We start from the raw sequence: 22,563 nt of genomic DNA, 5'->3' as shown, positions 1-22,563 counted from the left end.
AAGGAAACTTTAAGAATCCCTTAAGCCCCCTGACAAGGATGTGCTCAGGTCACCGTTGATTGGGGGAGACGACATGACGATCACATCAGTAGGTGACATCGCGGCGAGGTCCCTCGCAGTCGATGCGGCCCGTGCCGGCGACGACCGGGCCTTCGCTTCTCTGCTGGAGCCACACCGCCACACGCTGTGGTCGGTGTGCCTGCGCATCACCAACGATCCGCGCGACGCCATGGACGCCTTGGCGCACACCTTCGGGAACGCGAGGAGGGCCATGGCCGACTACGGCGGCTCGATGCCGTTCGGGCAATGGCTGAGCCTGGTGGCAGCCGGGACCGCCCGCGCGGTGGCCTGGCACCGCCAGCGCAGCCCGGAGCCGCCCAGGCAGGCGGCGTTGCCCGTGCCGGTGTGCACCGATGCCGGGGAGCTGCGGCTGCGGGTGGCGTTGGACGGGTTGCCCGTGGTGATTCGTGAAGCACTGGCGCTTCGCGAGATCTGCGGCCTCACCTATGAACAGATCGCCGCACATCAGGTGGTGGGTATCCACACGGTCAAGGCCCGGCTGAGCAGGGGTGGCGGGATTCGTCCGCTCCAGGGGGCGCCGGCCCTCGACCGCACCCGCTTCGACCAGTTGCTGCGGGCCGTGCTGGTGCGCCACAGGTTGGTGGCCGCGGGCGCGGTTCAGCCCAGCGTGTCGAGGTAGCCCAACGGCACGCCGAGCAGGTGGGGGCGGTAGCGCGCCTCGTACGTGACCTCGTATGCGGCCTTGTCGATCTCGTAGGCCGCCACCAGGGTCCGGTCGGCTTCCTGCCCGTAGCCGCGCAGGAACGCCGACCGGCACTGGGCCAGCCAGTGGTCGTCCGCGCTGCCGGCGGCCGCCGCGTAGGCGAAGGAGCGCAGCATGCCCGCGACGTCGCGCAACGGCGAGTCGGGCAGCCTGCGTTCCTCGATCGACTTGAGCGGTTCGCCCTCGAAGTCGACGTAGATCCAGCGCCCGTCGCTGAGCAGGACCTGACCCAGGTGGCAGTCACCGTGTACCCGCTGCGTCGGCACCGCGTGCCCGGCCACCTGCCGGAACACGGCCTCCGCCTGCCCCGAGTAGCGCTCGACGGCCGGCACCTCGCGGGCGACGGCGGCGAAGCGCCGTCGGAAGTCGTCGGCGAGGCGGTCCCCGTCGATGCTGGAGGTGGGGAAGTGCTCGGCCAGCCGGTGGTGGACGGTGGACAGTGCCACGCCGAGCGCCTCCGCGTGCCCGGCGAAGCTGCGGCCCTCTGACGCGTACTGCGAGGCCAGCACGTAGCCGTCCTCCGGGTTGGTCAGGGCCTCGAGGAACACGGCGTAGTCAGTGCCGTCGACGCGCCACGAGCCGTAGAGCTCGGCGACGACCCCGCTGCCGGCGAGCGCCCGGTGCACCTCCACGTCGGCGTTGACGCCCGCCTCCAGCCGGCGGAACACCTTCGCCAGCAGTTGGCTGCCGTAGAAGATGCTCGTGTTGGATTGCTCGCCGGTGTAGCGCCGCGCGGGCAGGCCCTCGGGCACGTCGCGGAGGCGCTCGAAGCCCGGCGCGCCGGCACGCAGCAGGTCCAGCAGCACCGCGCCGTCGTCGCACGCGTCGATGGGCTCGTCGTCGCCCCGGTACAGCAGCGGGATGAGGAAGCGCTCGTGGTGCCCGTCGTCGTAGGCCACCACGAGCACCGCAGGACGCAGCCGCACCTCGGCGTCGGCCGAGGGCAGCCAGCTGCCGAACTCGACGTCGACCGGCCTGCCGTCGCGCCCGGAGAACCAGCGTTGCGTCAGCGCCAGTTGCCAGAGCCGTTCGACCGAGTCGTTCATTCTGCCGTCACGTGGAAGACGTGGGCCGGCTGGCCCGGGTAGAGGCGCACGTACGCCTCCCGGCCCCACTGGTACTCCTGGCCGGTCAACAGGTCGTGGACGGCGACGGTGGCGCGGCCGGGGAAGCCCAGCGCGTCGAAGTCCAGCATCACCGGGGATTCGACGGTGTTGTCCTGGTCCAGCGAGCACACCACGAGGACCACGTCGTCCGCGTCGTGCTTGGAGTAGGCGATGACCTGGTCGTGGGCGGCGTGGTGGAAGTGGATGTCGCGCAGCTGTTGCAGGGCCGGGTGCTGTTCGCGGATCTCGTTGAGGCGACCCAGGAGCAGGTTGAGGTTCGGCTCGGCGTTGAAGTTGCGGGGGCGGTACTCGTACTTCTCGGAGTCGAGGTATTCCTCCTTGCCCGGCGCGAGCGGCTGGTGCTCGAACAGCTCGTAGCCGGAGTAGACGCCCCAGGTGGGCGACAGCGTCGCGCCCAGGATGGCGCGGATGGAGAACGCGGCGGGATTGCCCGACTGGAGGTAGAACGGATTGATGTCGGGGGTGTTGACGAAGAAGTTGGGCCGGTAGTAGGACGCCATCTCCTGCGACAGTTCGGTGAGGTACTCCTCGAGCTCCCACTTGGCGTTGCGCCAGGTGAAGTACGTGTAGCTCTGCTGGAAGCCGACCTTGCCGAGCGCAGCCATCATCTGCGGCTTCGTGAACGCCTCGGCGAGGAAGATCACCTCGGGGTTGGTCTCGTAGACGCGGCTCATCAGCCAGTCCCAGAACTCCACCGGCTTCGTGTGGGGGTTGTCGACGCGGAAGACGGAGACCCCGCGGTCGATCCAGAAGCGCACGATCCGCAGCACCTCGTGGTAGATGCCCACCGGGTCGAGGTCGAAGTTGATCGGGTAGATGTCCTGGTACTTCTTGGGCGGGTTCTCCGCGTAGGCGATGGTGCCGTCCATCCGGGTGGTGAACCACTCCGGGTGCTCCTCGACCCACGGGTGGTCCGGCGAGGCCTGCAGCGCCAGGTCGAGGGCGACCTCCAGGCCGAGCGAGCGGGCCTTGGCGACGAACCGGTCGAAGTCGTCGAAGTCGCCGAGGTCGGGGTGGATCGCGTCGTGGCCACCGTCGGCGGAGCCGATCGCCCACGGTGAGCCCGGGTCCTGCGGGCCGGGGGTGAGCGAGTTGTTCTTGCCCTTGCGGAAGGCGCTGCCGATGGGGTGGATGGGGGGCAGGTACACGATGTGGAAGCCCATGGCCGCAGCGGCCTCCAAGCGCTCGTGCGAGGAGTCGAACGTGCCGGAGTGCCAGGTGCCGTGCTCGTCGACCCACGCGCCCTGCGAGCGGGGGAAGAACTCGTACCACGACGAGTACAGCGCGCGGCGTCGCTCGACCCGGATGGGGTAGTCGGGCGTGGGGGAGACCAGCTCGCGCGGGCCGAACCGCGCCATCGCGCGCTGGATCGGCCCCGAGGTGACCAGCTCGAGGATCTCGTCGACCTCCGTGTCGGGCGTGATGGTCTCGGCCGCGCCGCGCAGCAGATGGGCGGCGCCCGCGACGCGGAGCTGGTCGGCGTGCTGGGCGGCCCGTTCGAGGAGGGCGCGGCCCTCCATGCAGACCAGCTCGACGTCGACGCCCACCGGCAGCTTCTTCTCCGCCGCGTGACGCCACGTGCCCCACGGGTCCGACCAGCCCTCGATCCGGAAGCTCCAGTCGCCCTCCGCCGCCATGCGGACGTGTGCCTGCCAGATGTCCAGGCCCATGGGCTCGACCTGCTTCATGTCGACGCGGCGCTGGGTGCCGCCGGGCGAGGTCAGGATGACCGACGCGTTGACCGCGTCGTGGCCCTCGCGGAACACGTTGGCCTGGATCAGGATGCGTTCGTGCACCACGGCCTTGACGGGGTAGGCCCCGCCTTCGAGAACTGGGGTGACGCCGGTGACCGGGATGCGGCCGAGGCCGCCGTCGGTCCGGACGATGCGCTTGCTTACACGGGGCGAGAGGTCCTCAGTCACGCCGCCAGCCTAGCTGTTGGAGGTGCCGCCCGGAATGAGGTCATAGGACGACGGCTCGGCCTCGGCCTGCAGCGCGAGCAGCTCCTTCGAGTTGGTCGGCACGCTGACGCGCATGAGGGCGACGGTGCGTCCCGGGATGTCGAACTCGCCCAGCGCGGGGAGTTCCCCCTCCGGCAGTTCGCCGTCGTCGCCCGAGTGCCAGATCACCTCGTAGCCGTTGCCCCACGGCATGGTGGGCAGCACGATGCGCTGCGGTTCCGGGTCGGAGTTGAACCAGGTGAGGAAGCCCTCGTGGTCGTTCGAGACGTACATGCCGAGCAGCCGGCGGCCGCCGTCGTGCCAGGCGTCCTGGCCCATCTCGCCGTAGCGGCCGTCCATCCAGGTGAGGTCCACGCGCTGCAGGTTCTCGCCGTGCTCGTTGATGATCTCGGTGTGGTAGGCGTAGTCCGTGGGCCGGAAGGCGCAGTGCCGCTGGCGGATCGCGATGAGGTCGCGGATGCGGTCGCGCACCGCCTTCCACTCCGGCGAGATGTCCCAGTTCACCCACGAGATGGGCGAGTCCTGGCAGTAGGCGTTGTTGTTGCCCTTCTGCGTGCGGCCGAACTCGTCACCGGCGGTCAGCATCGGGGTGCCGGCCGCCAGCAGTTGCGTGGCCATCAGGTTGAGGACCTGGCGGCGGCGCAGCGCATTGATCGCGGGGTCGGTGGTCTCGCCCTCCCACCCGTGGTTCCAGGAGCGGTTGTTGTCGCTGCCGTCGCGGTTGGCCTCGCCGTTGTCGAGGTTGTGCTTGACGTCGTAGCTGACGAGGTCGAGCATCGTGAAGCCGTCGTGGGCCGTGACGAAGTTGATCGACGACTGGGGGCTGCGGCCGGGCTGGTCGAACAGGTCGGGCGAGCCCGCCAGCCGCGTGGCGAGTTCCTGCACGCCGTGCACGGCGCCGCGCCAGTAGTCACGGACGTGGTCGCGGAAGCGGTCGTTCCACTCGTGCCAGCCCGGACCGAACGCGCCCACCTGGTAGCCGTAGGGCCCCACGTCCCACGGTTCGGCGATGATCTTGATGTCGTCGAACGTGGGATCTGCCGCCAGGAGGTGCTTGAAGGCGTGGTCCTGGTCGACGTGGTGGTTCTCGTCGCGGATCATCGTCGTGGCGAGGTCGAATCGGAAACCGTCGACGCCCATCTCCGTGACCCAGTAACGCATCGAGTCCAGCACCAGCTGGCGCACCATCGGGTGGGCGGTGTCGACCGAGTTGCCGGTGCCGGTCACGTCGTAGTCGTTGCGCAGGTCGTTGGTCAGCCGGTAGTAGGCGTCGTGGTCGATGCCGCGCATCGACAGCGTCGGCCCCTGGTGGCCGCCCTCACCGGTGTGGTTGTAGACCACGTCCAGCAGCACCTCGATGCCCGCCCCGTGCAGCGCGGTGACCATCTGCTTGAAGTGCGTGACCTGGTCGCCGACGGTGCCCCGGGGCGCGTAGAACGCGTGCGGCGCGAAGAAGCCCAGCGTGTTGTAGCCCCAGTAGTTGCGCAGGCCCTTCGCCACGATGAACGGCTCGGAGACGAAGTGGTGCAGCGGCAGGAACTCCACTGCGGTGACGCCGAGGTCGGTGAGGTACTCGAGGACGGCCGGGTCCGCCATGCCGAGGTAGGACCCGCGCAGGTGCTCGGGCACGCTGGGGTGCATCTTCGTGAAGCCGCGCAGGTGCGTCTCGTAGATGATCGTCTCGGACATGGGCCGTCGGCGGGCGATCGGCGTGGGCGGCGGCGTGTCCGCCACCACCACCGAGAGCGGCACTGCGCCGTAGGAGTCGCTGGTCGACATGGTGAACGGGTCGCCCGGCACGTGGTCGAGGATGGGCCCGCGGAAGTCGACGCCGCCACTGATGGCGCGGGCGTAGGGGTCCAGCAGCAGGCGGGCCGGGTTGAACCGGCTGCCCGCGCTCGGGTCCCAGGGGCCGTGCACGCGGAAGCCGTAGGCCTGGCCGGCGCGCACGCCGTCGATCTCTGCCGTCCAGACGCCGTGGTCGTCGGGGCCCATGTGGTGGTTGCGCTGTTGCCCCAGGTGGTCGACCAGCACGAGTTCGACGGCCGTCGCCCGGGGTGCCCACAGCCCGAACCGCGCGCCGGCGTCGGTGAGCCGGGCGCCGAGGGAGCTGGTGTCAGGTGCCGGGTGCGGGAACATGATGTCTTTCATTGGGGCGGAACGGCGCCCCATTGTGCCAGTGAATGCGGGTACCAGGTAAATCGTCGGCGCGTCTCGGCCCAACGGACACGCCGTAGGCTGGAACCATGTCCGTCTACCTCGACCATGCCGCGTCCTCGCCCATGCGCGGGGACATCATAACGGTGTTTTCGGAGTTGGGGGCTCTCGTCGGCAACCCGGCGTCGCTGCATCGCCCCGGCCAGCGGGCGCGCGGCGTGCTCGAGGAGGCGCGCGAGGAACTGGCGGCGGCGGTGGGGGCGCATCCCACCGAGGTCATCTTCACCTCAGGTGGCTCGGAGGCCGACAGCATCGCGGTCCTGGGTGGCTGGGCGCGCCGCCGCGACGACGGGCGCGCTCGCTGCCTGGTCACGGCCGTGGAGCACCCGGCGGTGCTGGGCGCGGTGGAGTGGGGCGCCGAGGCCATCCCGGTGACCGCTGACGGGGTGGCGGACGTTGCCGCCGCGGCTGAGGCGATCGACGAGCACGTCGGCCTGGTGTCGGTGATGGCCGTCAACAACGAGACCGGCATCGTGCAGCCGGTGGACCGGATCCGTGAGCTCGCCGCGCGCGTCGGCGCATGGACGCATTCGGACGCGGTGCAGGCCTTGGGGCACCTCCCGGTGGACTTCGCGGCGAGCGGGCTGGACATGATGTCGCTGTCGGCGCACAAGATCGGTGGCCCCGTGGGGGTGGGGGCGCTGCTGGCACGGCGCGAGGTCGTGCCCCGCGCCACCGGCCTGGGCGGCGGCCAGGAGCGCCAGGTGCGCTCGGGGACGGTGCCGGTGGTGCTGGCCGCGGCGTTCGCCCGCGCCGCGACGCTCGCCGTCGACTCCCTCGAGCTCGAGGCGCAGCGCCTACGTGGCCTGAGCCGCCGCATCGGCGGCGCGGCGGTGGCGGCGGGTGGCCGGTTGAACAGCCGCGACGACGGCGCGCCCCACATCGTCAACGTCACGTTCGACGGCATCAGGGCCGACGATCTCCTCTTCCTGCTCGACCAGCGGGGCGTGCACGCCTCCGTCGGGTCCGCCTGCAGGGCCGGCGTCCACCAGCCCAGCGACGTGCTGCTCGCGATGGGCCGCACGCCCGACGAGGCCACCCAGTCGCTGCGCTTCTCCGTCGGCTGGTCCACGACCGAGGCCGACGTCGACGAGCTCTGCCGCGTGCTCCCGGAGGCGCTGGCGCAGGCGCGCGCCGCCTTCTAGGGCCTCCTAGGCCAGCAGCACTGCCCCGGCGAGCCCGATCATGAGGATGATGGTGGTGGCGGCGCCGGCGAGGACGAACGGCTTCCCGCCGACGCTCAGCATGGATTTCACGTGCACGCCCAGCCCCAGCGCGAACATCGCGGCGGCGAGCAGCAGCTTCTGCAGCACGGCGGACGCGGCCAGCAGGGCGTCGGGGAGGATGCCCGCGGTGCGCACGAGCATCGCGGCGAGGAACCCCGCGATGAACAACGGGATCACCGGGGGGAGCTGCGTGGGGTGCTGACCGGCGCCGGCCGCAGCGACCGCACGGCGGCGGTTGGCCACCGCCAGCAGGGCCACCATCGGTGCCAGGCACAGCACGCGGGCCAGCTTGACGGTGACCGCGACGGGCAGCGCCTCGGCACCGATGAGGCCCGCCGCCGCCACGACCTGAGCCACCTCGTGCGTCGAGGCGCCCACCCACATGCCGCCCGCCTGCGCGCCCAGGTCGAGCGCCGCCACCAGCAGCGGCAGCAGGGGGATCAGGAGCGTGCCGAACACGACGACGAGGGCCACCGCAGTGGCGGTGTCGTTCTCGTCGCCGTCCACCACGGGCTCGACCCCGACGACGGCGGCGGCCCCGCAGATCGAGAATCCGGCGCCGATCAGGGTGCGCTGCGCGGCGGGCACGCCCAACCAACGCCCGATCACCTGAGTGCTGGCGAACGTCACGCCGACGGCGGCGGCCACCAGCAACAGCGTCCAGGGGCCCAGCCCCACCACCTCGACGAGTGAGACCTGCAGGCCCAGCAGCACGATGCCGAGGCGCAGGACCCGCTTGCCCGCAACCGCCACCCCCGGCCCCCAGGAGGCGGGCTGGCCCACGAGGTTGCGCCACAGTGCGCCGAGGATGATCGCCAGGAGGAGCGGGCTCAGGGCGTGGACCACCTGGCCGACGGCGACGGCGAGACCCGCGGCCGCGAACGAGGCGACGAGGCCGGGGATCGTGGATCGGCGGATGGTGGCCGGGCTGACGGTGCTTGGCGGTGCGGTGGTGACGTTGCTCACGCGTCGAGTGTCGCGAGCCGGGGCGGCCGGGTGGTAACCCGCTTCGGGCATGTGGGCATATGATCGCGATATGAGTGGACCCGGGGAACCGAGCATCGCGGCGCTGCGCCTGTTGGTGGCCGTGGCGGACGAGGGCGGCCTGGGCGCCGGCGCCCGGGCCGTGGGGATGGCACAGTCCAATGCGAGCCGTACCCTCGCAGGGCTGGAACAACGCCTGGGCCTGGCGCTGGTCGCCCGAAGCGCCGCCGGTTCCAGCGTGACCCGCGACGGCGAACTCGCCGTCGAATGGGCGCGCGACGTGGTGCGTTGCGTGGACCGGCTGATGCAGGGGGTCGCTGCCCTGCGCAGCGAGGACCGCGAGCTGGTGGTGGCGGCCAGCATGACCATCGCCGAGTACCTCGCGCCCGGGTGGCTGGCGACGCTGCGGCGCGAGCACCCGGAGGTCGGTGCCCGGATGGTGATCCACAACTCCGCGGACGTGATCGACGACGTACGCCACGGCAGGGCCGGCCTCGGATTCGTCGAGGGGCCCCTGGTGCCGCCCGACATGCACCGCCAGCGCATCGGCACCGACCGCCTGGTGGTGGTGGTCGCGCCGGACCACCCGTGGGCGGAGCGGCGCGGGGGAGTCACCGTCGAGGAACTGGCCGCCACCCCGCTGGTGGAGCGCGAGCCCGGCTCCGGCACCAGGTCCTTCCTCGACCAGGCGGTCCCCGGCGACCGCGCGCGGCCACTGGTGGAACTGCCCAGCAACGGCGCGGTGGTGGCGGCCGTGGCAGCCGGTCTCGGCCCCGCCGTGTTGTCGATCCACGCGGTGCTGAGCGGGCTCGTGGCGGGCCGCCTGCTCGCCGTCCCGATCACGGGCGGCGGCATCGAGCGCGCGCTGCACGCCGTCTGGTTGGGGCGGCCGGAACCGGCCGGCCCAGCGGCGCTGCTTCTTGCCACGATCACCAGCGCCTAGAATTGGTGGCCGATCACGAAGGGGAGGCCCATGCGGGTTCTGGTAGCCATGTCCGGCGGAGTGGACTCCGCCGTCGCCGCCGCGCGCCTCGTGGCTGACGGCCACGACGTCACCGGGGTGCACCTGGCGCTGTCGAAGAACCCCGCGTCCTACCGGTCGGGCGCGCGGGGCTGCTGCTCCCTGGAGGACTCGCACGACGCCCGCCGCGTGGCCGACAAGCTCGACATCCCGTTCTACGTGTGGGACTTCGCAGAGGAGTTCCACGAGGCCGTCGTGGAGGACTTCATCGCCGAGTACCGCGCCGGCCGCACGCCCAACCCGTGCCTGCGCTGCAACGAGAAGATCAAGTTCGCCGCCGTCCTGGACCGGGGCGTCGCACTGGGCTTCGACGCAGTGGCCACGGGCCACTACGCCGACCTGCGCAGACACGACGACGGCTCGGTGTCGCTGCACCGCGCCGCAGATGCGGCCAAGGACCAGTCCTACGTGCTGGGCATGCTCGACCAGGGGCAGCTGAGCCGCTGCCTGTTCCCGCTGCACGACGTGGAGAAGCCGGTCGTGCGGCAGGAAGCGGCGGCGCTGGGGTTCGGCGTGGCGAAGAAGCCCGACAGCCACGACATCTGCTTCATCGCCGACGGCGACACCCAGGGGTTCCTGTCGCGGTACCTCGACGACCGCCCGGGCCCCATCGTCGACTCCGACGGCCAGGTCCTCGGCGAGCATCGGGGACACCACCGCTACACCGTCGGCCAGCGCAAGGGCCTGGACCTGCGCGTGCCGCCGCCCACGGGCGAGCCGCGCTACGTCCTGAGCATCGAGCCGGTGAGCAACACCGTGGTGGTCGGCGCCCGCGGCGACCTCGCCGTACGGACGCTGCGGGGCATCAGGCCGACGTGGACCGGGTCGCCCGTCGAGGGGCCCTGGCGCGGGCAGGCACAGTACCGCGCGCACGGCGTGCCGCAGGATGCGACCATCGCGTTGGCCGACGGCGAACTCAGCGTGGTGCTCGACGACCCGGCCTCCGGCGTCGCGCCCGGCCAGACGGTGGTGGTATACGACGCCGACCGCGTCGTCGGCTCGGCCGTCATCGCCGAGGCGCGCTGATGCGCGTCACGGCCGCCGGGTCGCTGCCCGGTGCCGACTTCCGCGGCGCCCTCACCGCGATGGCCGAGGCGCTGCCCGACCTGTTGCCCCTGCCCGAACTACCGGCCCGCGGGGTCGCCTCCGCGATGGTGGGTCGCGCGCTCGGCCTCGTCGAGGGCCTCGCCTTCGACCTCCAGCCCGCGGGCTGGCGGCTCACGCAGCACTCCGAGGCGGAGCACCGGCGCGCCCGGGCGCAATGGCGCCACGACCTCGACGACGCCGAGGAACTCCTCCAGGGCTTCGAGGGTGCGCTGAAGGTCGCCGTCGCAGGGCCGTGGACGCTTGCCGCGTCGGTCGAGCGGCCGGCCGGCGACAGGCTGCTGGCAGACCACGGTGCTCGCCGCGAGGTGGCCCAGGCCCTTGCCGAGGGCATCGCCGGGCTGCGCGCCGAGCTCGCCAGGCGACTGCCGGGGGCCACCGTCGTCCTGCAGGTGGACGAGCCGGCGCTGCTCGCCGTCGTCGCCGGGGAGATCCCGACGGCCAGCGGGTTCGGCAAGCACCGGGGGGTCGACGCTGCGGAGGCCGTGGAGGCGCTGCGGCCGATCTCCGACGGTGCCCTGTTGCACAACTGCGCGCCCGGCCCGTGGCTCGACCTGGCCCGGCGCGCCGGCTTCGACGGGGTGGCGGTGGACTCGCGGCTGGCAGACCTGGATGAGTTGGCCCAGTGGGCCGACGAGCGGCGCACGTTGGTGCTCGGCGTCGTCGACACGTCGTCGGCCCGGCGGCAGGGCGTCGACGAACTCGTGCGCGAGGCGCTGAGGGTGCTGAGGACGATCCAGGCGGAAGCCGGTGACCACCTGGTGCTCGGCACCGCCTGCGGGATGGCTGGATGGCGGCAGGACGACGTCGTGCCGCAGCTGGAGGCGCTGTCCCGGGCGGCCTCGCACGTGGAAGAGGAACTGGCGCGCGGCTGAGCTGCGGGGCCCACGCCCTAAGCTGGGGTGGTGCGCATGTTCTCCAACCTGAACCTCGACGGCCACACGCCCATGCGGGTCCAGCCCGCGCGCGGCGCGTGGGGCCCGCGCGGCGTGCCCGGCACCCGGTGGAAGAAGTTCCAGCGCATCATCGTGCCGATCATCACCGTGGCGATCGGCGTGGGCCTGTTCTTCCTGGGCCGCATGTTCTACCTGATCCTCACCGGCGGGTGACACCGCGCGGCTGGCCCTAAGATGGGGCAGGCCGCTGACTGCGGCGCACCGCACTACCGAGGGAGTATCGACGTGGGTCTCACCGCCGACGACGTGGCCCGGCTCGGCGCTCTGGCCCGCATCCAGCTCAGTGAGCAGGAGTGCGCGGAGCTCGCCCCCGAGCTGGACGTCATCCTGGAATCCGTTCGCCGCGTGTCCGAGGTCGCCGGCCCCGACGTGCCGACCGCGACCCACGCGATCGAGATGACCAACGTCTTCCGCGACGACGTGGTGGTCCCCGGCCTGACGCAGGACCAGGCGCTCTCCGGTGCCCCCGACCGCGAGGACGGCCGGTTCCGCGTCCCCCAGATCCTGAGCGAGGACTGAGCATGATCACGAAGTCCGCCGCCGAACTGGGCCGCCTCATGGCCGCCGGTGAGCTCACCTCCGAGGAGCTCACCCGCGCCTGCCTCGAGCAGATCGAGGCCCTCAACCCCATCGTCAACGCCTTCCTCGCCGTCGACCCCGAGCACGCCCTGGCCCAGGCCCGCGCCGTCGACGCCCGACGCGCCGCCGGTGAGGAGCTCGGCCCCTTGGCCGGCGTGCCGATCGGCGTCAAGGACAACTACTGCACCACCGACTTCCCGACCACCTGCGGCTCCCGCATGCTCGAGGGCTGGGTGCCCCCGTACGACGCCACCGTGGTGACGCGCCTGCGTGAGGCGGGCCTGGTCATCATCGGCAAGACCAACATGGACGAGTTCGCGATGGGCTCCTCGACGGAAACCTCCGCCTTCGGGCCCAGCCGCAACCCGTGGGACGCCGAGCGCGTGCCCGGCGGGTCCGGCGGAGGTTCGGCCGCGGCCGTGGCGGCGTTCATGGTGCCGCTGGCCGTCGGCTCCGACACGGGCGGGTCCATCCGCCAGCCTGGCGCGGTGACCGGCACCGTCGGGGTCAAGGCCACCTATGGCGGCTCGTCGCGTTACGGGCTGGTGGCCATGGCCTCCAGCCTCGACCAGCCCGGCCCCTGTACCCGCACCGCGGAGGACGCGGCGCTGCTGCACGAGGTCATCGCCGGCCACGACCCCAGGGATTCGGCGTCGATCGACCGGCCAGTGCCCGACCTGGTGGGGGCGGCCCGTGCCACCGACCTGTCCGGCATGCGGGTCGGCGTCGTCGCCGAGTTCCGGGGCGAGGGCTACGAGGAGGGCGTGCTGGCCCGCTTCGAGGAGGCCGTCGAGCTCCTGCGTGAGGCCGGGGCAGAGGTCGTCGAGGTGTCGTGCCCCGCGTTCAGCTACGCGCTGCCCGCCTACTACCTCATCCAGCCGGCCGAGCTGAGTTCCAACCTCGCGCGCTTCGACGGCATGCGCTACGGCCTGCGTGCGGGCGACGACGGCACCCGTTCGGCCGAGGAGGTCATGAACCTCACCCGGGAGGCAGGGTTCGGCCGCGAGGGCAAGCGCCGCATCATCATCGGCACCTACGCGCTGTCGGCCGGTTACTACGACGCCTACTACGGCTCGGCCCAGAAGGTCCGCACGCTCATCCAGGCGGACTTCGACCGGGCGTTCGAGGCCGTCGACGTGCTGGTCTCGCCCACGACGCCCACCACGGCGTTCAAGGTGGGCGAACGCATGCAGGACCCGATGAGCATGTACATGGCGGACCTGTGCACCATCCCGTCGAACATGGCGGGCAACGCGTCGGGCTCGTTCCCGTCGGGCCTGAGCAACGGGCTCCCCACCGGTCTTCAGGTGATGGCGCCCCCCATGGAGGACGCGCGGGTCTACCGCGTGGGCGCCGTCCTGGAACGTGCGCTCGAGGCGAGGACGGGCGGCCCGATCTGGCGCGAAATGACTCAGCTCGAGGGATCGAAGGCGGTTTTCTGATGACGGACGTGGCCGACTACGGTGACCTGCTGACCCGCTACGAGCCGGCGCTGGGCCTCGAGACCCACGTCGAGCTCAACACCCGCACCAAGATGTTCTGCGGCTGCCCCAACGAGTTCGGCGGCGAGCCCAACACGCACGTGTGCCCCGTGTGCCTGGGCCTGCCCGGCTCGCTGCCGGTGATCAACGGCAAGGCGGTCGAATCCGCCATCCGGATCGGCCTGGCGCTCAACTGCCAGATCGCCGAGTGGTGCCGCATGGCCCGGAAGAACTACTTCTACCCGGACATGACGAAGAACTTCCAGACCTCGCAGTACGACGAGCCCATCGCCTTCGACGGCTGGGTGGACGTCGAGGTCGACGGCGAGACGTTCCGCGTCGAGATCGAGCGCGCGCACATGGAGGAGGACGCGGGCAAGGCCACCCACGTGGGCACCTCCGGCCGGATCCACGGCGCCGACTACTCCCTCATCGACTACAACCGCGCCGGCGTGCCGCTCATCGAGATCGTGACCCGGCCCATCCTCGGGGCGGGGGAGAAGGCGCCGCAGGTGGCGCGAGCCTACGTCGCGCAGCTGCGCGACCTGCTGAAGGCGCTGGGCGTCTCCGACGTGCGCATGGAGCAGGGCTCGCTGCGCTGCGACGCCAACGTGTCGCTGGCGCCCGTCGGCAGCAGCACGCTCGGCACCCGCACCGAGACCAAGAACGTGAACTCGCTGCGCTCCATCGAGCGGGCGGTCCGCTACGAGATGACCCGTCAGGCAGCGGTGCTCGACTCCGGCGCCGCCGTGGTCCAGGAGACGCGCCACTGGCACGAGGCCGACGCCACCACCTCCGGCGGAAGGGTGAAGTCGGACGCGGAGGACTACCGCTACTTCGCGGAGCCCGACCTGATGCCCATCGCGCCGTCACGCGCCTGGGTCGAGGAGCTGCGGGCCACGCTGCCCGAGCCGCCCGCGGAGCACCGTCGGCGCCTCCAGGGCGAATGGGGCTTCACCGACATCGACTTCGGCGGCATCGTCAACGCGGGTGCGCTCGGCCTGGTCGAGGAGACGGTGGCGGCCGGCGCCACGCCTGCGGCGGCGCGCAAGTGGTGGGTCTCAGACCTGGCCAGGCGCGCGAACGAGGCGGGCGTGGAACTCGAGGACCTGGCGATCACTCCCGCCCAGGTCGCCGGCGTCCAGGCGCTCGTCGACGACGGCAAGGTCAACGATCAGCTTGCCCGGCAGGTCATCGACGGCGTGCTGGCCGGTGAGGGTGAGCCTGCGGAGGTCGTCGAGCGGCGCGGGCTCGCTGTCGTCTCCGACGAGGGGGCGCTGGGCGCCGCCGTCGACGAGGTCATCGCCGCCAACCCCGACGTCGCGGAACGCATCCGCGGCGGCAAGGTGCAGGCGGCGGGCGCGCTGATCGGCCAGATCATGAAGGCCATGCGCGGGCAGGCCGATGCGGCCAAGGTGCGCGCACTGATCCTCGAACGGTTGGGCGCGGAGTAGGTTTCCCCGCATGACAGGGGAAGCGAGGCTCACGCGCAAGCAGCAGGCGGAGGCGTCGCGCCGCCGGGTGCTGGAGGCAGCCCGTGCGTCGTTCATCGAGTCCGGCTACCACGGCGCCACCATGGCCGACATCGCCGAGCGCTCCGGGTTCGCGGTGCAGACCGTCTCCTACTTCTTCGGCACGAAGCCGAAGGTGCTCAGCCAACTGATCGTGACCACCATCGACGAGGCGATCCGCCACGGGGCTGAGCGCCAGGGCCACCTCGCCTGGGACCGGGACGAGCCCGGGGTCACCAGCGGGGAGGAGTTGATCGACGCGTTCGTCGACGTCGGCCACGACATCCTCATGGTGGCCGCGCCGCTGATGGACGTCGCCCGGGTGGGCGCGCTCGTGGATTCCGAGGTGGCCGAGGTCTACGCCTTCCACGAGCAGTGGCGGCACCGCGACTACGCGCGTTTCGCCCGGTGGCTCGGCGAACTCGGGGCGCTGCGCGAGGGCCTCGGCGTGGAGCGGGCCACCGACATCACGTTGACCGTCTTCGGCCCCGAGGTCTACCTCGCGCTGGGCACGGCGCGGGGATGGAGCGGCGACGAGATCCGGGACGCCATGCGCGACACGCTGAGACGCCTGCTGCTGGCCTGAGGCTCACAGTGGGGTGATCGCGGCGCGCCAGGCCTCGACTGAGGCCCTCTCGCCCGTGATCTCGACGTCGGCCTCGCGCCTGCTGAGATGCAGGAGCAGTTCCGACGGCAGGCCCGTCAGGTGCACGGTGCGGTTGCCCTGCCCGAAGGGGTGTTCGGCCCCCGTGTCGGTGCGCGTCAGCAGCAGGCGGCCGCCGTGGCGCAGCTGCGCCCGCCGCGCGAGCACCTTGACCAGCGGCCACAGGTGTTGCTGTTCCTTGGCGGTGAGGGTCTGGGCGCGGCCGTTGGCGCGCAACACGTCCTCGTGGTGGATGAAGATCTCCGATGCGTTGACCAGGTCGTCGACCGGGCGCATGATCCAGCCCGGCTCCCTGAAGGCCTGCACCAGTGGCAGGTAGCCCTGGCGGTGCAGTTCGAGGTTCTGGATCCGCTCGGTGTGGCCGGAGAAGAACTCCGACGCGATGCCGGGCAGCGCGTCGAGGCGGCGCTCCCGGACGTAGAGGTGCGCGGCGAGGTCCTGCGTCTGCCACCCTTCGCACTTGGTGGGCGCGAAGGGGCCGAGTTCTTCGAGCAGGTCTGCGAGGGCTGCGCGCTGGCGCTGGACGAACTTCATGTGGGCAGTCTAGGAGGGCCTTCGGACAGGTGCGGCACAATGATGCCCATGCCGACTGTCACCTACAACGCCGACGGGCTCGTGCCCGCGATCGCCCAGGACGCCGAGACCCACGAGGTCCTGATGATGGCCTGGATGAACGAGGAGGCGCTGCGGCGCACCCTCACCACCGGCAAGGCCACGTACTGGTCGAGGTCGCGGCAGGAACACTGGGTCAAGGGGGAGACCTCCGGCCACCACCAGGCCGTCGAGAGCGTCGCCGTCGACTGCGACGGCGACACCATCCTGCTCACCGTGCGCCAGACCGGCGCCGCCTGCCACACCGGCAACCGCACCTGCTTCTTCACCCCCCTGACCGCCCAGGACGTGCTGTGATCGTCTCTCCCACTCTCGAGGAGTTCATCGAACTCGCCGACCAGCGTCGTGTCATCAGCGTCCACGCCCGCCTGCTCGCCGACGACCTCACTCCCGTCGCCCTCTACCAGGCCCTCTGCGGCGCGCGGGAGGGCACCTTCCTGTTCGAGTCCGCCGAGGCCGGGGTGTGGTCGCGCTACTCGTTCGTCGGCGTCCGCTCCGCGGCGACGCTGACCGAGCGGGGCGGCCAGGCAACCTGGATCGGCCGCGAGCTGGTGGGCATCCCTGCCGACGGCGACCCGCTCGTCGTGCTGCGCGAAACGCTGAGGGAACTGGCCACGCCCGCCACGCCCGGGCTGCCGCCGTTCCACGCCGGCATGGTGGGCTACCTCGGCTACGACGTCGTGCGGCGGCTCGAGCACCTGCCCGACACCACCGTCGACGAACTGCAGGTGCCGGAACTGGTGATGATGCTCAGCTCCGAGGTGGCGGTGCTCGACCACCACCGCGGTGAGCTGTGGCTGATCGCCAACGCCATCAACTACGACGGCACGCCCGAGGGCGCCGAGCGCGCCTACTACGACGCCGTGGCCGCCGTCGAGGCGATGGCCGAGCAGCTCCGCCAGCCGCGTGTCGCCCTGGTGTGCCAGGAGGGGGAGCCCCACACGCCCGAGGTGCAGCGGCAGCGCACCTCCGAGGAGTTCTGCAAGATGGTCGAGGACGTCAAGGAGGAGATCCGCGCAGGCGAGGCGTTCCAGATCGTCGTGTCGCAGCGCTTCGACATCCCGACCCGGGCCGACGCGTTCGAGGTGTACCGCGCGCTGCGGCTCACCAACCCCAGCCCGTACCTGTACCTGATGCGGCTGCCCGGCTTCGACATCGTGGGCTCCAGCCCGGAGGCCCTGGTCACCGTCCAGGACGGGGTGGCCACCACGCGCCCGATCGCGGGCTCCCGCCCGCGCGGGAAGACGGCCGACGAGGACCGCGCCCTGGCCGAGGAACTGCTCGCCGACCCCAAGGAGAAGGCCGAGCACCTCATGCTGGTGGACCTCGGCCGCAACGACCTCGGCCGCATCTGCGAGCCGGGCTCGGTCACGGTGCACGAATTCATGAACGTGCGCCGCTACAGCCACATCATGCACCTCGAAGCCGCCGTCTCCGGGCGCATCGACGCCCACCACACCGCCCTCGACGCCACCCTGGCCTGCTTCCCGGCCGGCACCCTCTCCGGCGCCCCCAAGGTGCGGGCGATGGAGATCATCGACCGCCTCGAGGTCTCCCGGCGCGGGCTGTACGGGGGAGTGGTGGGCTACTTCGACTTCGCCGGCAACTCCGACGTCGCCATCGCGATCCGCACCGCGGTGCTGGCCGACGGCGTGGCCCACGTGCAGGCCGGCGCCGGCGTGGTCGCGGATTCGGTGCCGGAGACGGAGGACGCCGAGTGCTCGCACAAGGCCCGCGCCGTCATCGCCGCCATCGGGCGCGCAGAGGCCATGGCCACGGCATGAGCGAGGTCATCTGGCCGATCATCGGGGTGCTGGTCTCCGGTGCGCTGCTCTTCTGGTTCTGGAAGCCGCGGCGCCGGAAGGAGGCGGCCACCTCGGAGGCGCCGGAGGACCTGTGGAAGGCGATGGACGACGGTGCCGACCCGACGGATAAGGGGTAGGCTCGGGGGCTGAACCCCGTCGTTGTGACAGAAAGGCCGCGCTCATGGCACGTACCCCGAAGTACTACCACCACGGGCGGAGCCCCGCCGCCTGGGCCGGGTCCGTCGTCACCGCCGTGGGTTTCACCATCGCGGCCGTCGCGGCGATGCTCGGTCCGGCTTGGCTCTGGGTCATCGTCGGTGCCGCCTTCATCCTCGTCGGGGCACTGACCACCATGATCATGAAGGCAATGGGCCTGGGTCAGCCGTGACGGTCCTCGACGACATCATCGCCGGCGCCCGGCGAGACCTCGAGGAGCGCAAGGCGCGCACCCCCATCGACGACGTCATCCGCGCCGCCCAGGCGGCGGCACCTGCCCTGGACCCCATGCCCCGCTTCCGTGCGCCGGAACTCGCGGTGATCTCCGAGGTCAAGCGCAAGTCGCCGTCGAAGGGTGAACTCGCAAACATCACGGACCCGGCGTCCCTGGCCGCCTCGTACGCCGAGGGCGGCGCCGCCGCCATCTCCGTGCTGACCGAGAAGCACCGCTTCAACGGCACCCTGGCAGACCTCGACGCCGTGCGCGCCCGGGTCGACGTGCCGCTGTTGCGCAAGGACTTCATGGTCGAGGAGTACCAGTTCCACGAGGCGCGCGCCCATGGGGCAGACCTCGTGCTGCTGATCGTCGCCGCGTTGACCGACGACGAACTCACCCGGTTCCTGGCCCTCACCGCCGACCTGGGGATGACCGCGCTGGTCGAGACCCACACCGCCGAGGAGGTGGACCGGGCGCTCGCCGTCGGGGCCGAACTCGTCGGCGTCAACAACCGCAACCTCAAGACCCTCGACGTCGACCTCGCCACCTTCGGTGGCCTCGCGGAACGCATCGGCGACTCCGCCGTGAAGGTGGCCGAATCGGGCATCCTCACCACCGACGACGTCGCGCGGGTGGCCGCCGAGGGCGCCGATGTCATCCTCGTGGGCGAGGCGCTGGTCAAGCACGGCGACCCCACCCGCGCCATCGGCAGCTTCATGGCTGCCGCAGAAAGGGCAACCCACTCATGAGCCTTCCCGATTCCCGGGGGCACTTCGGCCGCTTCGGTGGCCGCTTCGTGCCCGAAGCGCTGCAGGCCGCACTGAACGAACTGGTCGCTGCCTTCGACGAGGCCTGGGCGGACCCCCAGTTCCACGCGGAACTCGCCAAGCTGCAGCGCGACTACGCGGGCCGCCCCACCCCCATCACGGTGGCGGAGAAGTTCTCCCGGCATGCCGGCAACGCCCGCATCCTGCTCAAGCGCGAGGACCTCAACCACACCGGCGCCCACAAGATCAACAACGTGCTCGGCCAAGCGCTGCTGACCAAGCGGATGGGCAAGACCCGCGTCATCGCCGAGACCGGCGCCGGCCAGCACGGCGTGGCCACGGCCACCGCGGCCGCGCTGCTCGGCCTGGAATGCCGCGTCTACATGGGCGAGGTCGACACGCAGCGTCAGGCGCTCAACGTCGCCCGCATGCAGCTGCTCGGGGCGGAGGTCCATGCCGTGGCCGCGGGCTCGCGCACGCTGAAGGATGCCATGAACGAGGCCATGCGCGACTGGGTCACGACGGTGGACAGCACGCACTACCTCATCGGCACCGTCGGCGGGCCCCACCCCTTCCCCTACCTGGTGCGTGAGCTGCAGCGGGTCATCTCGGTCGAGGCACGCCAGCAGATGCTCGACGAGCACGGTGGCCTGCCGGACTACGTGGCTGCCTGCGTCGGTGGCGGCTCGAACGCCATCGGCATGTTCTACGAGTTCATCGGCGACGAGGGCGTGGGCCTGTACGGCTTCGAGGCCGAGGGCGACGGGATCGACACCGGCCGCCACGCGGCCACCATCACTGCCGGCAGCGCCGGGGTGTTGCACGGGGCACGCACGTTCGTCCTGCAGGACGACGAGGGCCAGACCATCGAGTCGCACTCCATCTCGGCCGGTCTCGACTACCCGGGCGTCGGCCCGGAACACGCCTACCTGGCGGAGTCGGGCCGCGCGGTGTACGAACCGGTGACCGACGCCGAGGCCATGGAGGCGTTCAAGTTGCTGACGCGCACCGAGGGCATCATCCCCGCCATCGAATCGGCACACGCACTGGCCGGTGCCCTGAGGTTGGGCCGGCAGTTGGCGGAGAAGGATCCCGGCGCCACGCCGTCGATCCTCGTGTGCCTCTCCGGGCGCGGCGACAAGGATGTGGCCACCGCCTTCGAGTACTTCGGCCTGTCCGGCCGGCCAGACGTCACGGTGGGAGCCTTCGAATGACCCAGTTCACAGACCCGAAGCGCCTGGGCAAGTCCGGCGCCACCGTCGCCCGGTGCCTCGACGACGGCCGTCCCGCCCTGGTGGCGTACTACCCGGTGGGCTACCCCACGGTGGCCGATTCGTTGTCGGTGGTGAAGGCCCTCGTGGAGGGCACGCAGGGGCGCGGCGCGGACATCGTCGAGATCGGCATCCCGTACTCGGACCCGTTGATGGACGGCCTGGTCATCCAGCACGCCACCACCAAGGCCCGCGCGCGGGGCGTCCGCACCCGGGACGCGTTCCTCGCGGTGGAGGCCGTGGCCTCCGCCGGCGCCACGCCCATGGTGATGACGTACTGGAACCTCATCGAGGCCTACGGAGTCGACGCCTTTGCCCGAGACCTGGCGTCGGCCGGTGGCGCGGGCGTGATCACGCCCGACCTGCCGCCGGATGACTGCCCCGAGTGGTTCGAGGCCTCTGACGCCCACCAGGTGGACCGGATCTTCCTGATCGCGCCGTCGTCGACCGACGAGCGCATCGCGCTGACCATGGAGGCCTGCCGCGGGTGGGTCTACGCCTCGTCGGTGATGGGCGTCACCGGTGCGCGGAGCCAGACCTCCGACGCTGCCCCGGTCATCGTCCAGCGGGCCCGCGCCGTGGACCCGTCGCTGCCAGTGGGCATCGGGCTGGGCGTCAGCACGGGGGAGCAGGCGGCCGAGATCGGCAGCTTCGCAGACCTGGTGATCGTCGGCTCGGCGCTGGTCAGGTGCATGGAGTCCGATGGCCTCGACATGCACGGAGACCTGCTGAAGCTGCGTGCGCTGGCAGACGACCTCGCAGACGGCGTCGAGCGGGCCCGCCTGTGATCGGGCGCCGGGCGCTGTTGGGTGCCGGCGCCGTCGTCCTGCTCTCGGCCTGCACGCCGCAGGCCGATGAGCCGGCGGCCGAGGTCGCCCCTGCCGGTGACTGGCACGGCACGTTCCTCTCCGGCGGCGGCGCTGCGTTGCCCGACGTGACGTTGACGGACCAGGACGGCAAGCCGTTCAACCTGGCCCGCGATGTCACCACGAAGGCCGTGGCGCTGTTCTTCGGCTACACCAACTGCCCCGACGTGTGCCCCGGGATCATGGCCGACATGGCCACGGCCAAGCGCCGGCTGCCGGAGGACCTCGTCGACGACGTCACGCTGGTGGTCGTCACGACGGACCCGGCCCGTGACACCCCCGAGGCGCTGAAGGAGTACCTCCGCCGCGTCGACGAGTCGTTCATCGGCCTGACGGGGGACCTGGAGCTGATCAAGCCGGCAGCCATGAGCCTCGGCATCGACATCACCGAGGGCAAGCAGCTGCCCTCGGGCGGCTACGAGGTCGACCACGGCAGCTACGTGCTGGGCTTCGGCGAGGACCGGAAGATGGCCGTGGTGTGGAACGCCGTTCCCCCCGGTGACCTGCGCGAGGACTACGAGCGGCTCATCGCGCTCTGACCCCCGGTGACGCCGAGGTAGCGGCGGAGCGCCGGCCCGCCGTCGAAGGTGATGGGCTCGGCCGGGCGGGTCAGCTGATCTGCGGTGAGGCGGTAACGCACCTCGACGGCGGGCTCGCCCAGCCGGTTGACCCGGGCGCGGTCGAACTCGACGTAGCCGGTCTTCTGGCTGACGCGGTTCGACGCCGGGTTGTCGGCGTAGGCCTCAGTCCGCATCTCCAGGGCGCCCAGTTCGTCGAACGCGAAGGCGCAGACCAGCTGCCGCATCCGGGTGCCGATGCCGCGGCCGTGGAAGTCGCGGGCGAGCCACGAGCCCGTGAAGCCGGTGCGGCGCACGGCGAAGTCGGCGACACGGAGGTCTTGGGCGCCCATGATGGTGTCGCCCTCGCGGACCACCATCATCAGCTCGAGTCGCTCGGGGCTGGCCGCTGCCCAACTGGAGAAGTAGAACTGCGTGGAACTGGCCTCGCGTTCGGCCCGGGGCAGCAGAGCCCAGTCCGTGATGAACGGGTAGCCCGATCCGTCGGGCACGATGCCGCGGCCCGCAGCGGCCAGCAGCCCCGGGATGTCGTCGGGCGTCATCGCGGTGAGCGAGAGGTCGCCGCAGCGGATGGCGACGCCCATGAACGGGAGGATGTCTGACCAGGCCATGGGAG

24 protein-coding genes are annotated in these 22,563 nt (G+C 71.2%); 18 read left to right on the top strand and 6 right to left on the bottom strand.

Annotated elements, in window-relative coordinates; translation table 11 throughout:
* Window positions 1-73 precede the first annotated feature (73 nt).
* Entirely contained in the window at window positions 74-700 is a 627-nt protein-coding gene (locus ABEA30_RS08940) for an RNA polymerase sigma factor (RefSeq protein ID WP_345582025.1), read from the top strand.
* Here the strand turns inward: ABEA30_RS08940 and ABEA30_RS08935 are convergent.
* From ABEA30_RS08935 to glgX, 3 genes are read right to left on the bottom strand one after another with little or no spacing between them, the layout of a single operon-like run.
* Window positions 679-1,830 (bottom strand): phosphotransferase, encoded by a 1,152-nt coding sequence (locus ABEA30_RS08935; protein ID WP_345582023.1) that lies wholly within the window; start codon window positions 1,828-1,830, stop codon window positions 679-681. The genes ABEA30_RS08940 and ABEA30_RS08935 overlap by 22 nt on opposite strands.
* On the bottom strand, window positions 1,827-3,833 hold the full coding sequence (locus ABEA30_RS08930) for an alpha-1,4-glucan--maltose-1-phosphate maltosyltransferase (protein ID WP_345582021.1): 2,007 nt from the start codon (window positions 3,831-3,833) through the stop codon (window positions 1,827-1,829). The genes ABEA30_RS08935 and ABEA30_RS08930 overlap by 4 nt, the downstream gene beginning before the upstream one ends.
* A 9-nt stretch (window positions 3,834-3,842) precedes the next feature.
* Complete coding sequence (gene glgX, locus ABEA30_RS08925; RefSeq protein ID WP_345582019.1) at window positions 3,843-6,011, bottom strand: glycogen debranching protein GlgX; 2,169 nt, start codon at window positions 6,009-6,011, stop codon at window positions 3,843-3,845.
* A gap of 107 nt (window positions 6,012-6,118) precedes the next feature.
* Between glgX and ABEA30_RS08920 the strand changes: the two genes are divergently transcribed.
* Window positions 6,119-7,234 (top strand): cysteine desulfurase family protein, encoded by a 1,116-nt coding sequence (locus ABEA30_RS08920; RefSeq protein ID WP_345582017.1) that lies wholly within the window; start codon window positions 6,119-6,121, stop codon window positions 7,232-7,234.
* Between the two features lie 6 nt (window positions 7,235-7,240).
* On the opposite strand, the gene ABEA30_RS08915 is transcribed toward ABEA30_RS08920, so the two are convergent.
* Window positions 7,241-8,281 carry a YeiH family protein gene (locus tag ABEA30_RS08915; RefSeq protein ID WP_345582015.1) on the bottom strand — a complete coding sequence of 347 codons (1,041 nt, stop codon included), beginning with the start codon at window positions 8,279-8,281 and terminating at the stop codon, window positions 7,241-7,243.
* A 70-nt stretch (window positions 8,282-8,351) separates the two neighbouring features.
* On the opposite strand from ABEA30_RS08915, the gene ABEA30_RS08910 reads away from it, so the two are divergent.
* From ABEA30_RS08910 to ABEA30_RS08875, 8 genes are all read left to right on the top strand, one after another.
* The gene (locus tag ABEA30_RS08910; protein WP_345582013.1) at window positions 8,352-9,242 is read left to right on the top strand and encodes a LysR family transcriptional regulator; all 891 of its coding nucleotides are present in this window, start codon (window positions 8,352-8,354) and stop codon (window positions 9,240-9,242) included.
* A 30-nt stretch (window positions 9,243-9,272) separates the two neighbouring features.
* Window positions 9,273-10,346 (top strand): tRNA 2-thiouridine(34) synthase MnmA, encoded by a 1,074-nt coding sequence (gene mnmA / locus ABEA30_RS08905; protein WP_345582011.1) that lies wholly within the window; start codon window positions 9,273-9,275, stop codon window positions 10,344-10,346.
* Complete coding sequence (locus ABEA30_RS08900; protein ID WP_345582009.1) at window positions 10,346-11,299, top strand: uroporphyrinogen decarboxylase family protein; 954 nt, start codon at window positions 10,346-10,348, stop codon at window positions 11,297-11,299. Before mnmA ends, ABEA30_RS08900 begins: the two co-directional genes overlap by 1 nt.
* 30 nt (window positions 11,300-11,329) lie before the next feature.
* Window positions 11,330-11,533: a hypothetical protein gene (locus tag ABEA30_RS08895; RefSeq protein ID WP_345582007.1), complete on the top strand. Its 204-nt coding sequence runs from the start codon at window positions 11,330-11,332 to the stop codon at window positions 11,531-11,533.
* A gap of 72 nt (window positions 11,534-11,605) precedes the next feature.
* Window positions 11,606-11,899, top strand: coding sequence for an Asp-tRNA(Asn)/Glu-tRNA(Gln) amidotransferase subunit GatC (gene gatC / locus ABEA30_RS08890; RefSeq protein ID WP_425584624.1), 294 nt, complete (start codon window positions 11,606-11,608; stop codon window positions 11,897-11,899).
* A 2-nt stretch (window positions 11,900-11,901) separates the two neighbouring features.
* A complete protein-coding gene (gene gatA, locus ABEA30_RS08885; protein WP_345582003.1) occupies window positions 11,902-13,401 on the top strand; it encodes an Asp-tRNA(Asn)/Glu-tRNA(Gln) amidotransferase subunit GatA in 1,500 nt (499 codons plus the stop codon).
* Window positions 13,401-14,894: an Asp-tRNA(Asn)/Glu-tRNA(Gln) amidotransferase subunit GatB gene (gene gatB, locus ABEA30_RS08880; protein WP_345582001.1), complete on the top strand. Its 1,494-nt coding sequence runs from the start codon at window positions 13,401-13,403 to the stop codon at window positions 14,892-14,894. The genes gatA and gatB overlap by 1 nt, the downstream gene beginning before the upstream one ends.
* 10 nt (window positions 14,895-14,904) lie before the next feature.
* Window positions 14,905-15,537 (top strand): TetR/AcrR family transcriptional regulator, encoded by a 633-nt coding sequence (locus ABEA30_RS08875; RefSeq protein ID WP_345581999.1) that lies wholly within the window; start codon window positions 14,905-14,907, stop codon window positions 15,535-15,537.
* Between the two features lie 3 nt (window positions 15,538-15,540).
* On the opposite strand, the gene ABEA30_RS08870 is transcribed toward ABEA30_RS08875, so the two are convergent.
* Window positions 15,541-16,149 carry a TIGR03085 family metal-binding protein gene (locus ABEA30_RS08870; RefSeq protein ID WP_345581997.1) on the bottom strand — a complete coding sequence of 203 codons (609 nt, stop codon included), beginning with the start codon at window positions 16,147-16,149 and terminating at the stop codon, window positions 15,541-15,543.
* Window positions 16,150-16,197: 48 nt separating this feature from the next.
* On the opposite strand from ABEA30_RS08870, the gene hisI reads away from it, so the two are divergent.
* The 8 genes from hisI to ABEA30_RS08830 are packed head-to-tail and all read left to right on the top strand — an operon-like array spanning window position 16,198 to window position 21,908.
* On the top strand, window positions 16,198-16,524 hold the full coding sequence (gene hisI, locus ABEA30_RS08865) for a phosphoribosyl-AMP cyclohydrolase (RefSeq protein WP_345581995.1): 327 nt from the start codon (window positions 16,198-16,200) through the stop codon (window positions 16,522-16,524).
* Window positions 16,521-18,011, top strand: a complete 1,491-nt coding sequence (locus ABEA30_RS08860) for an anthranilate synthase component I (RefSeq protein ID WP_345581993.1) — start codon at window positions 16,521-16,523, stop codon at window positions 18,009-18,011. The genes hisI and ABEA30_RS08860 overlap by 4 nt, the downstream gene beginning before the upstream one ends.
* Window positions 18,008-18,169 (top strand): hypothetical protein, encoded by a 162-nt coding sequence (locus ABEA30_RS08855; RefSeq protein WP_345581991.1) that lies wholly within the window; start codon window positions 18,008-18,010, stop codon window positions 18,167-18,169. Before ABEA30_RS08860 ends, ABEA30_RS08855 begins: the two co-directional genes overlap by 4 nt.
* Window positions 18,170-18,213: 44 nt before the next feature.
* A complete protein-coding gene (locus ABEA30_RS08850) occupies window positions 18,214-18,420 on the top strand; it encodes an HGxxPAAW family protein (RefSeq protein ID WP_345581989.1) in 207 nt (68 codons plus the stop codon).
* Complete coding sequence (trpC, locus tag ABEA30_RS08845) at window positions 18,417-19,214, top strand: indole-3-glycerol phosphate synthase TrpC (protein ID WP_345581987.1); 798 nt, start codon at window positions 18,417-18,419, stop codon at window positions 19,212-19,214. Before ABEA30_RS08850 ends, trpC begins: the two co-directional genes overlap by 4 nt.
* A complete protein-coding gene (gene trpB, locus ABEA30_RS08840) occupies window positions 19,211-20,446 on the top strand; it encodes a tryptophan synthase subunit beta (RefSeq protein WP_345581985.1) in 1,236 nt (411 codons plus the stop codon). The genes trpC and trpB overlap by 4 nt, the downstream gene beginning before the upstream one ends.
* Window positions 20,443-21,291 (top strand): tryptophan synthase subunit alpha, encoded by an 849-nt coding sequence (trpA, locus tag ABEA30_RS08835; protein ID WP_345581983.1) that lies wholly within the window; start codon window positions 20,443-20,445, stop codon window positions 21,289-21,291. The genes trpB and trpA overlap by 4 nt, the downstream gene beginning before the upstream one ends.
* Window positions 21,288-21,908, top strand: a complete 621-nt coding sequence (locus ABEA30_RS08830) for an SCO family protein (protein WP_345581981.1) — start codon at window positions 21,288-21,290, stop codon at window positions 21,906-21,908. The genes trpA and ABEA30_RS08830 overlap by 4 nt, the downstream gene beginning before the upstream one ends.
* Here ABEA30_RS08830 and ABEA30_RS08825 read toward each other — a convergent pair.
* Window positions 21,884-22,558, bottom strand: a complete 675-nt coding sequence (locus ABEA30_RS08825) for a GNAT family N-acetyltransferase (RefSeq protein WP_345581979.1) — start codon at window positions 22,556-22,558, stop codon at window positions 21,884-21,886. The two genes, ABEA30_RS08830 and ABEA30_RS08825, sit on opposite strands and share 25 nt — an antisense overlap.
* Window positions 22,559-22,563 lie beyond the last annotated feature (5 nt).

The organism is Tessaracoccus lubricantis (genome assembly GCF_039544535.1).
Lineage (GTDB): Bacteria > Actinomycetota > Actinomycetes > Propionibacteriales > Propionibacteriaceae > Arachnia > Arachnia lubricantis.
Note: the sequence above shows the minus strand (reverse complement) of the source record. Positions and strands in the feature narration are given on the sequence as shown.

Coding starts and splice junctions, on each gene's coding strand:
- ABEA30_RS08940 (WP_345582025.1), top strand. CDS start 74: ATGACGATCACATCAGTAGGTGACATCGCGGCGAGGTCCCTCGCAGTC.
- ABEA30_RS08935 (WP_345582023.1), bottom strand. CDS start 1,830: ATGAACGACTCGGTCGAACGGCTCTGGCAACTGGCGCTGACGCAACGC.
- glgX (WP_345582019.1), bottom strand. CDS start 6,011: ATGTTCCCGCACCCGGCACCTGACACCAGCTCCCTCGGCGCCCGGCTC.
- ABEA30_RS08920 (WP_345582017.1), top strand. CDS start 6,119: ATGTCCGTCTACCTCGACCATGCCGCGTCCTCGCCCATGCGCGGGGAC.
- ABEA30_RS08910 (WP_345582013.1), top strand. CDS start 8,352: ATGAGTGGACCCGGGGAACCGAGCATCGCGGCGCTGCGCCTGTTGGTG.
- mnmA (WP_345582011.1), top strand. CDS start 9,273: ATGCGGGTTCTGGTAGCCATGTCCGGCGGAGTGGACTCCGCCGTCGCC.
- ABEA30_RS08900 (WP_345582009.1), top strand. CDS start 10,346: ATGCGCGTCACGGCCGCCGGGTCGCTGCCCGGTGCCGACTTCCGCGGC.
- gatA (WP_345582003.1), top strand. CDS start 11,902: ATGATCACGAAGTCCGCCGCCGAACTGGGCCGCCTCATGGCCGCCGGT.
- gatB (WP_345582001.1), top strand. CDS start 13,401: ATGACGGACGTGGCCGACTACGGTGACCTGCTGACCCGCTACGAGCCG.
- ABEA30_RS08875 (WP_345581999.1), top strand. CDS start 14,905: ATGACAGGGGAAGCGAGGCTCACGCGCAAGCAGCAGGCGGAGGCGTCG.
- ABEA30_RS08870 (WP_345581997.1), bottom strand. CDS start 16,149: ATGAAGTTCGTCCAGCGCCAGCGCGCAGCCCTCGCAGACCTGCTCGAA.
- hisI (WP_345581995.1), top strand. CDS start 16,198: ATGCCGACTGTCACCTACAACGCCGACGGGCTCGTGCCCGCGATCGCC.
- ABEA30_RS08855 (WP_345581991.1), top strand. CDS start 18,008: ATGAGCGAGGTCATCTGGCCGATCATCGGGGTGCTGGTCTCCGGTGCG.
- ABEA30_RS08850 (WP_345581989.1), top strand. CDS start 18,214: ATGGCACGTACCCCGAAGTACTACCACCACGGGCGGAGCCCCGCCGCC.
- trpB (WP_345581985.1), top strand. CDS start 19,211: ATGAGCCTTCCCGATTCCCGGGGGCACTTCGGCCGCTTCGGTGGCCGC.
- trpA (WP_345581983.1), top strand. CDS start 20,443: ATGACCCAGTTCACAGACCCGAAGCGCCTGGGCAAGTCCGGCGCCACC.
- ABEA30_RS08825 (WP_345581979.1), bottom strand. CDS start 22,558: ATGGCCTGGTCAGACATCCTCCCGTTCATGGGCGTCGCCATCCGCTGC.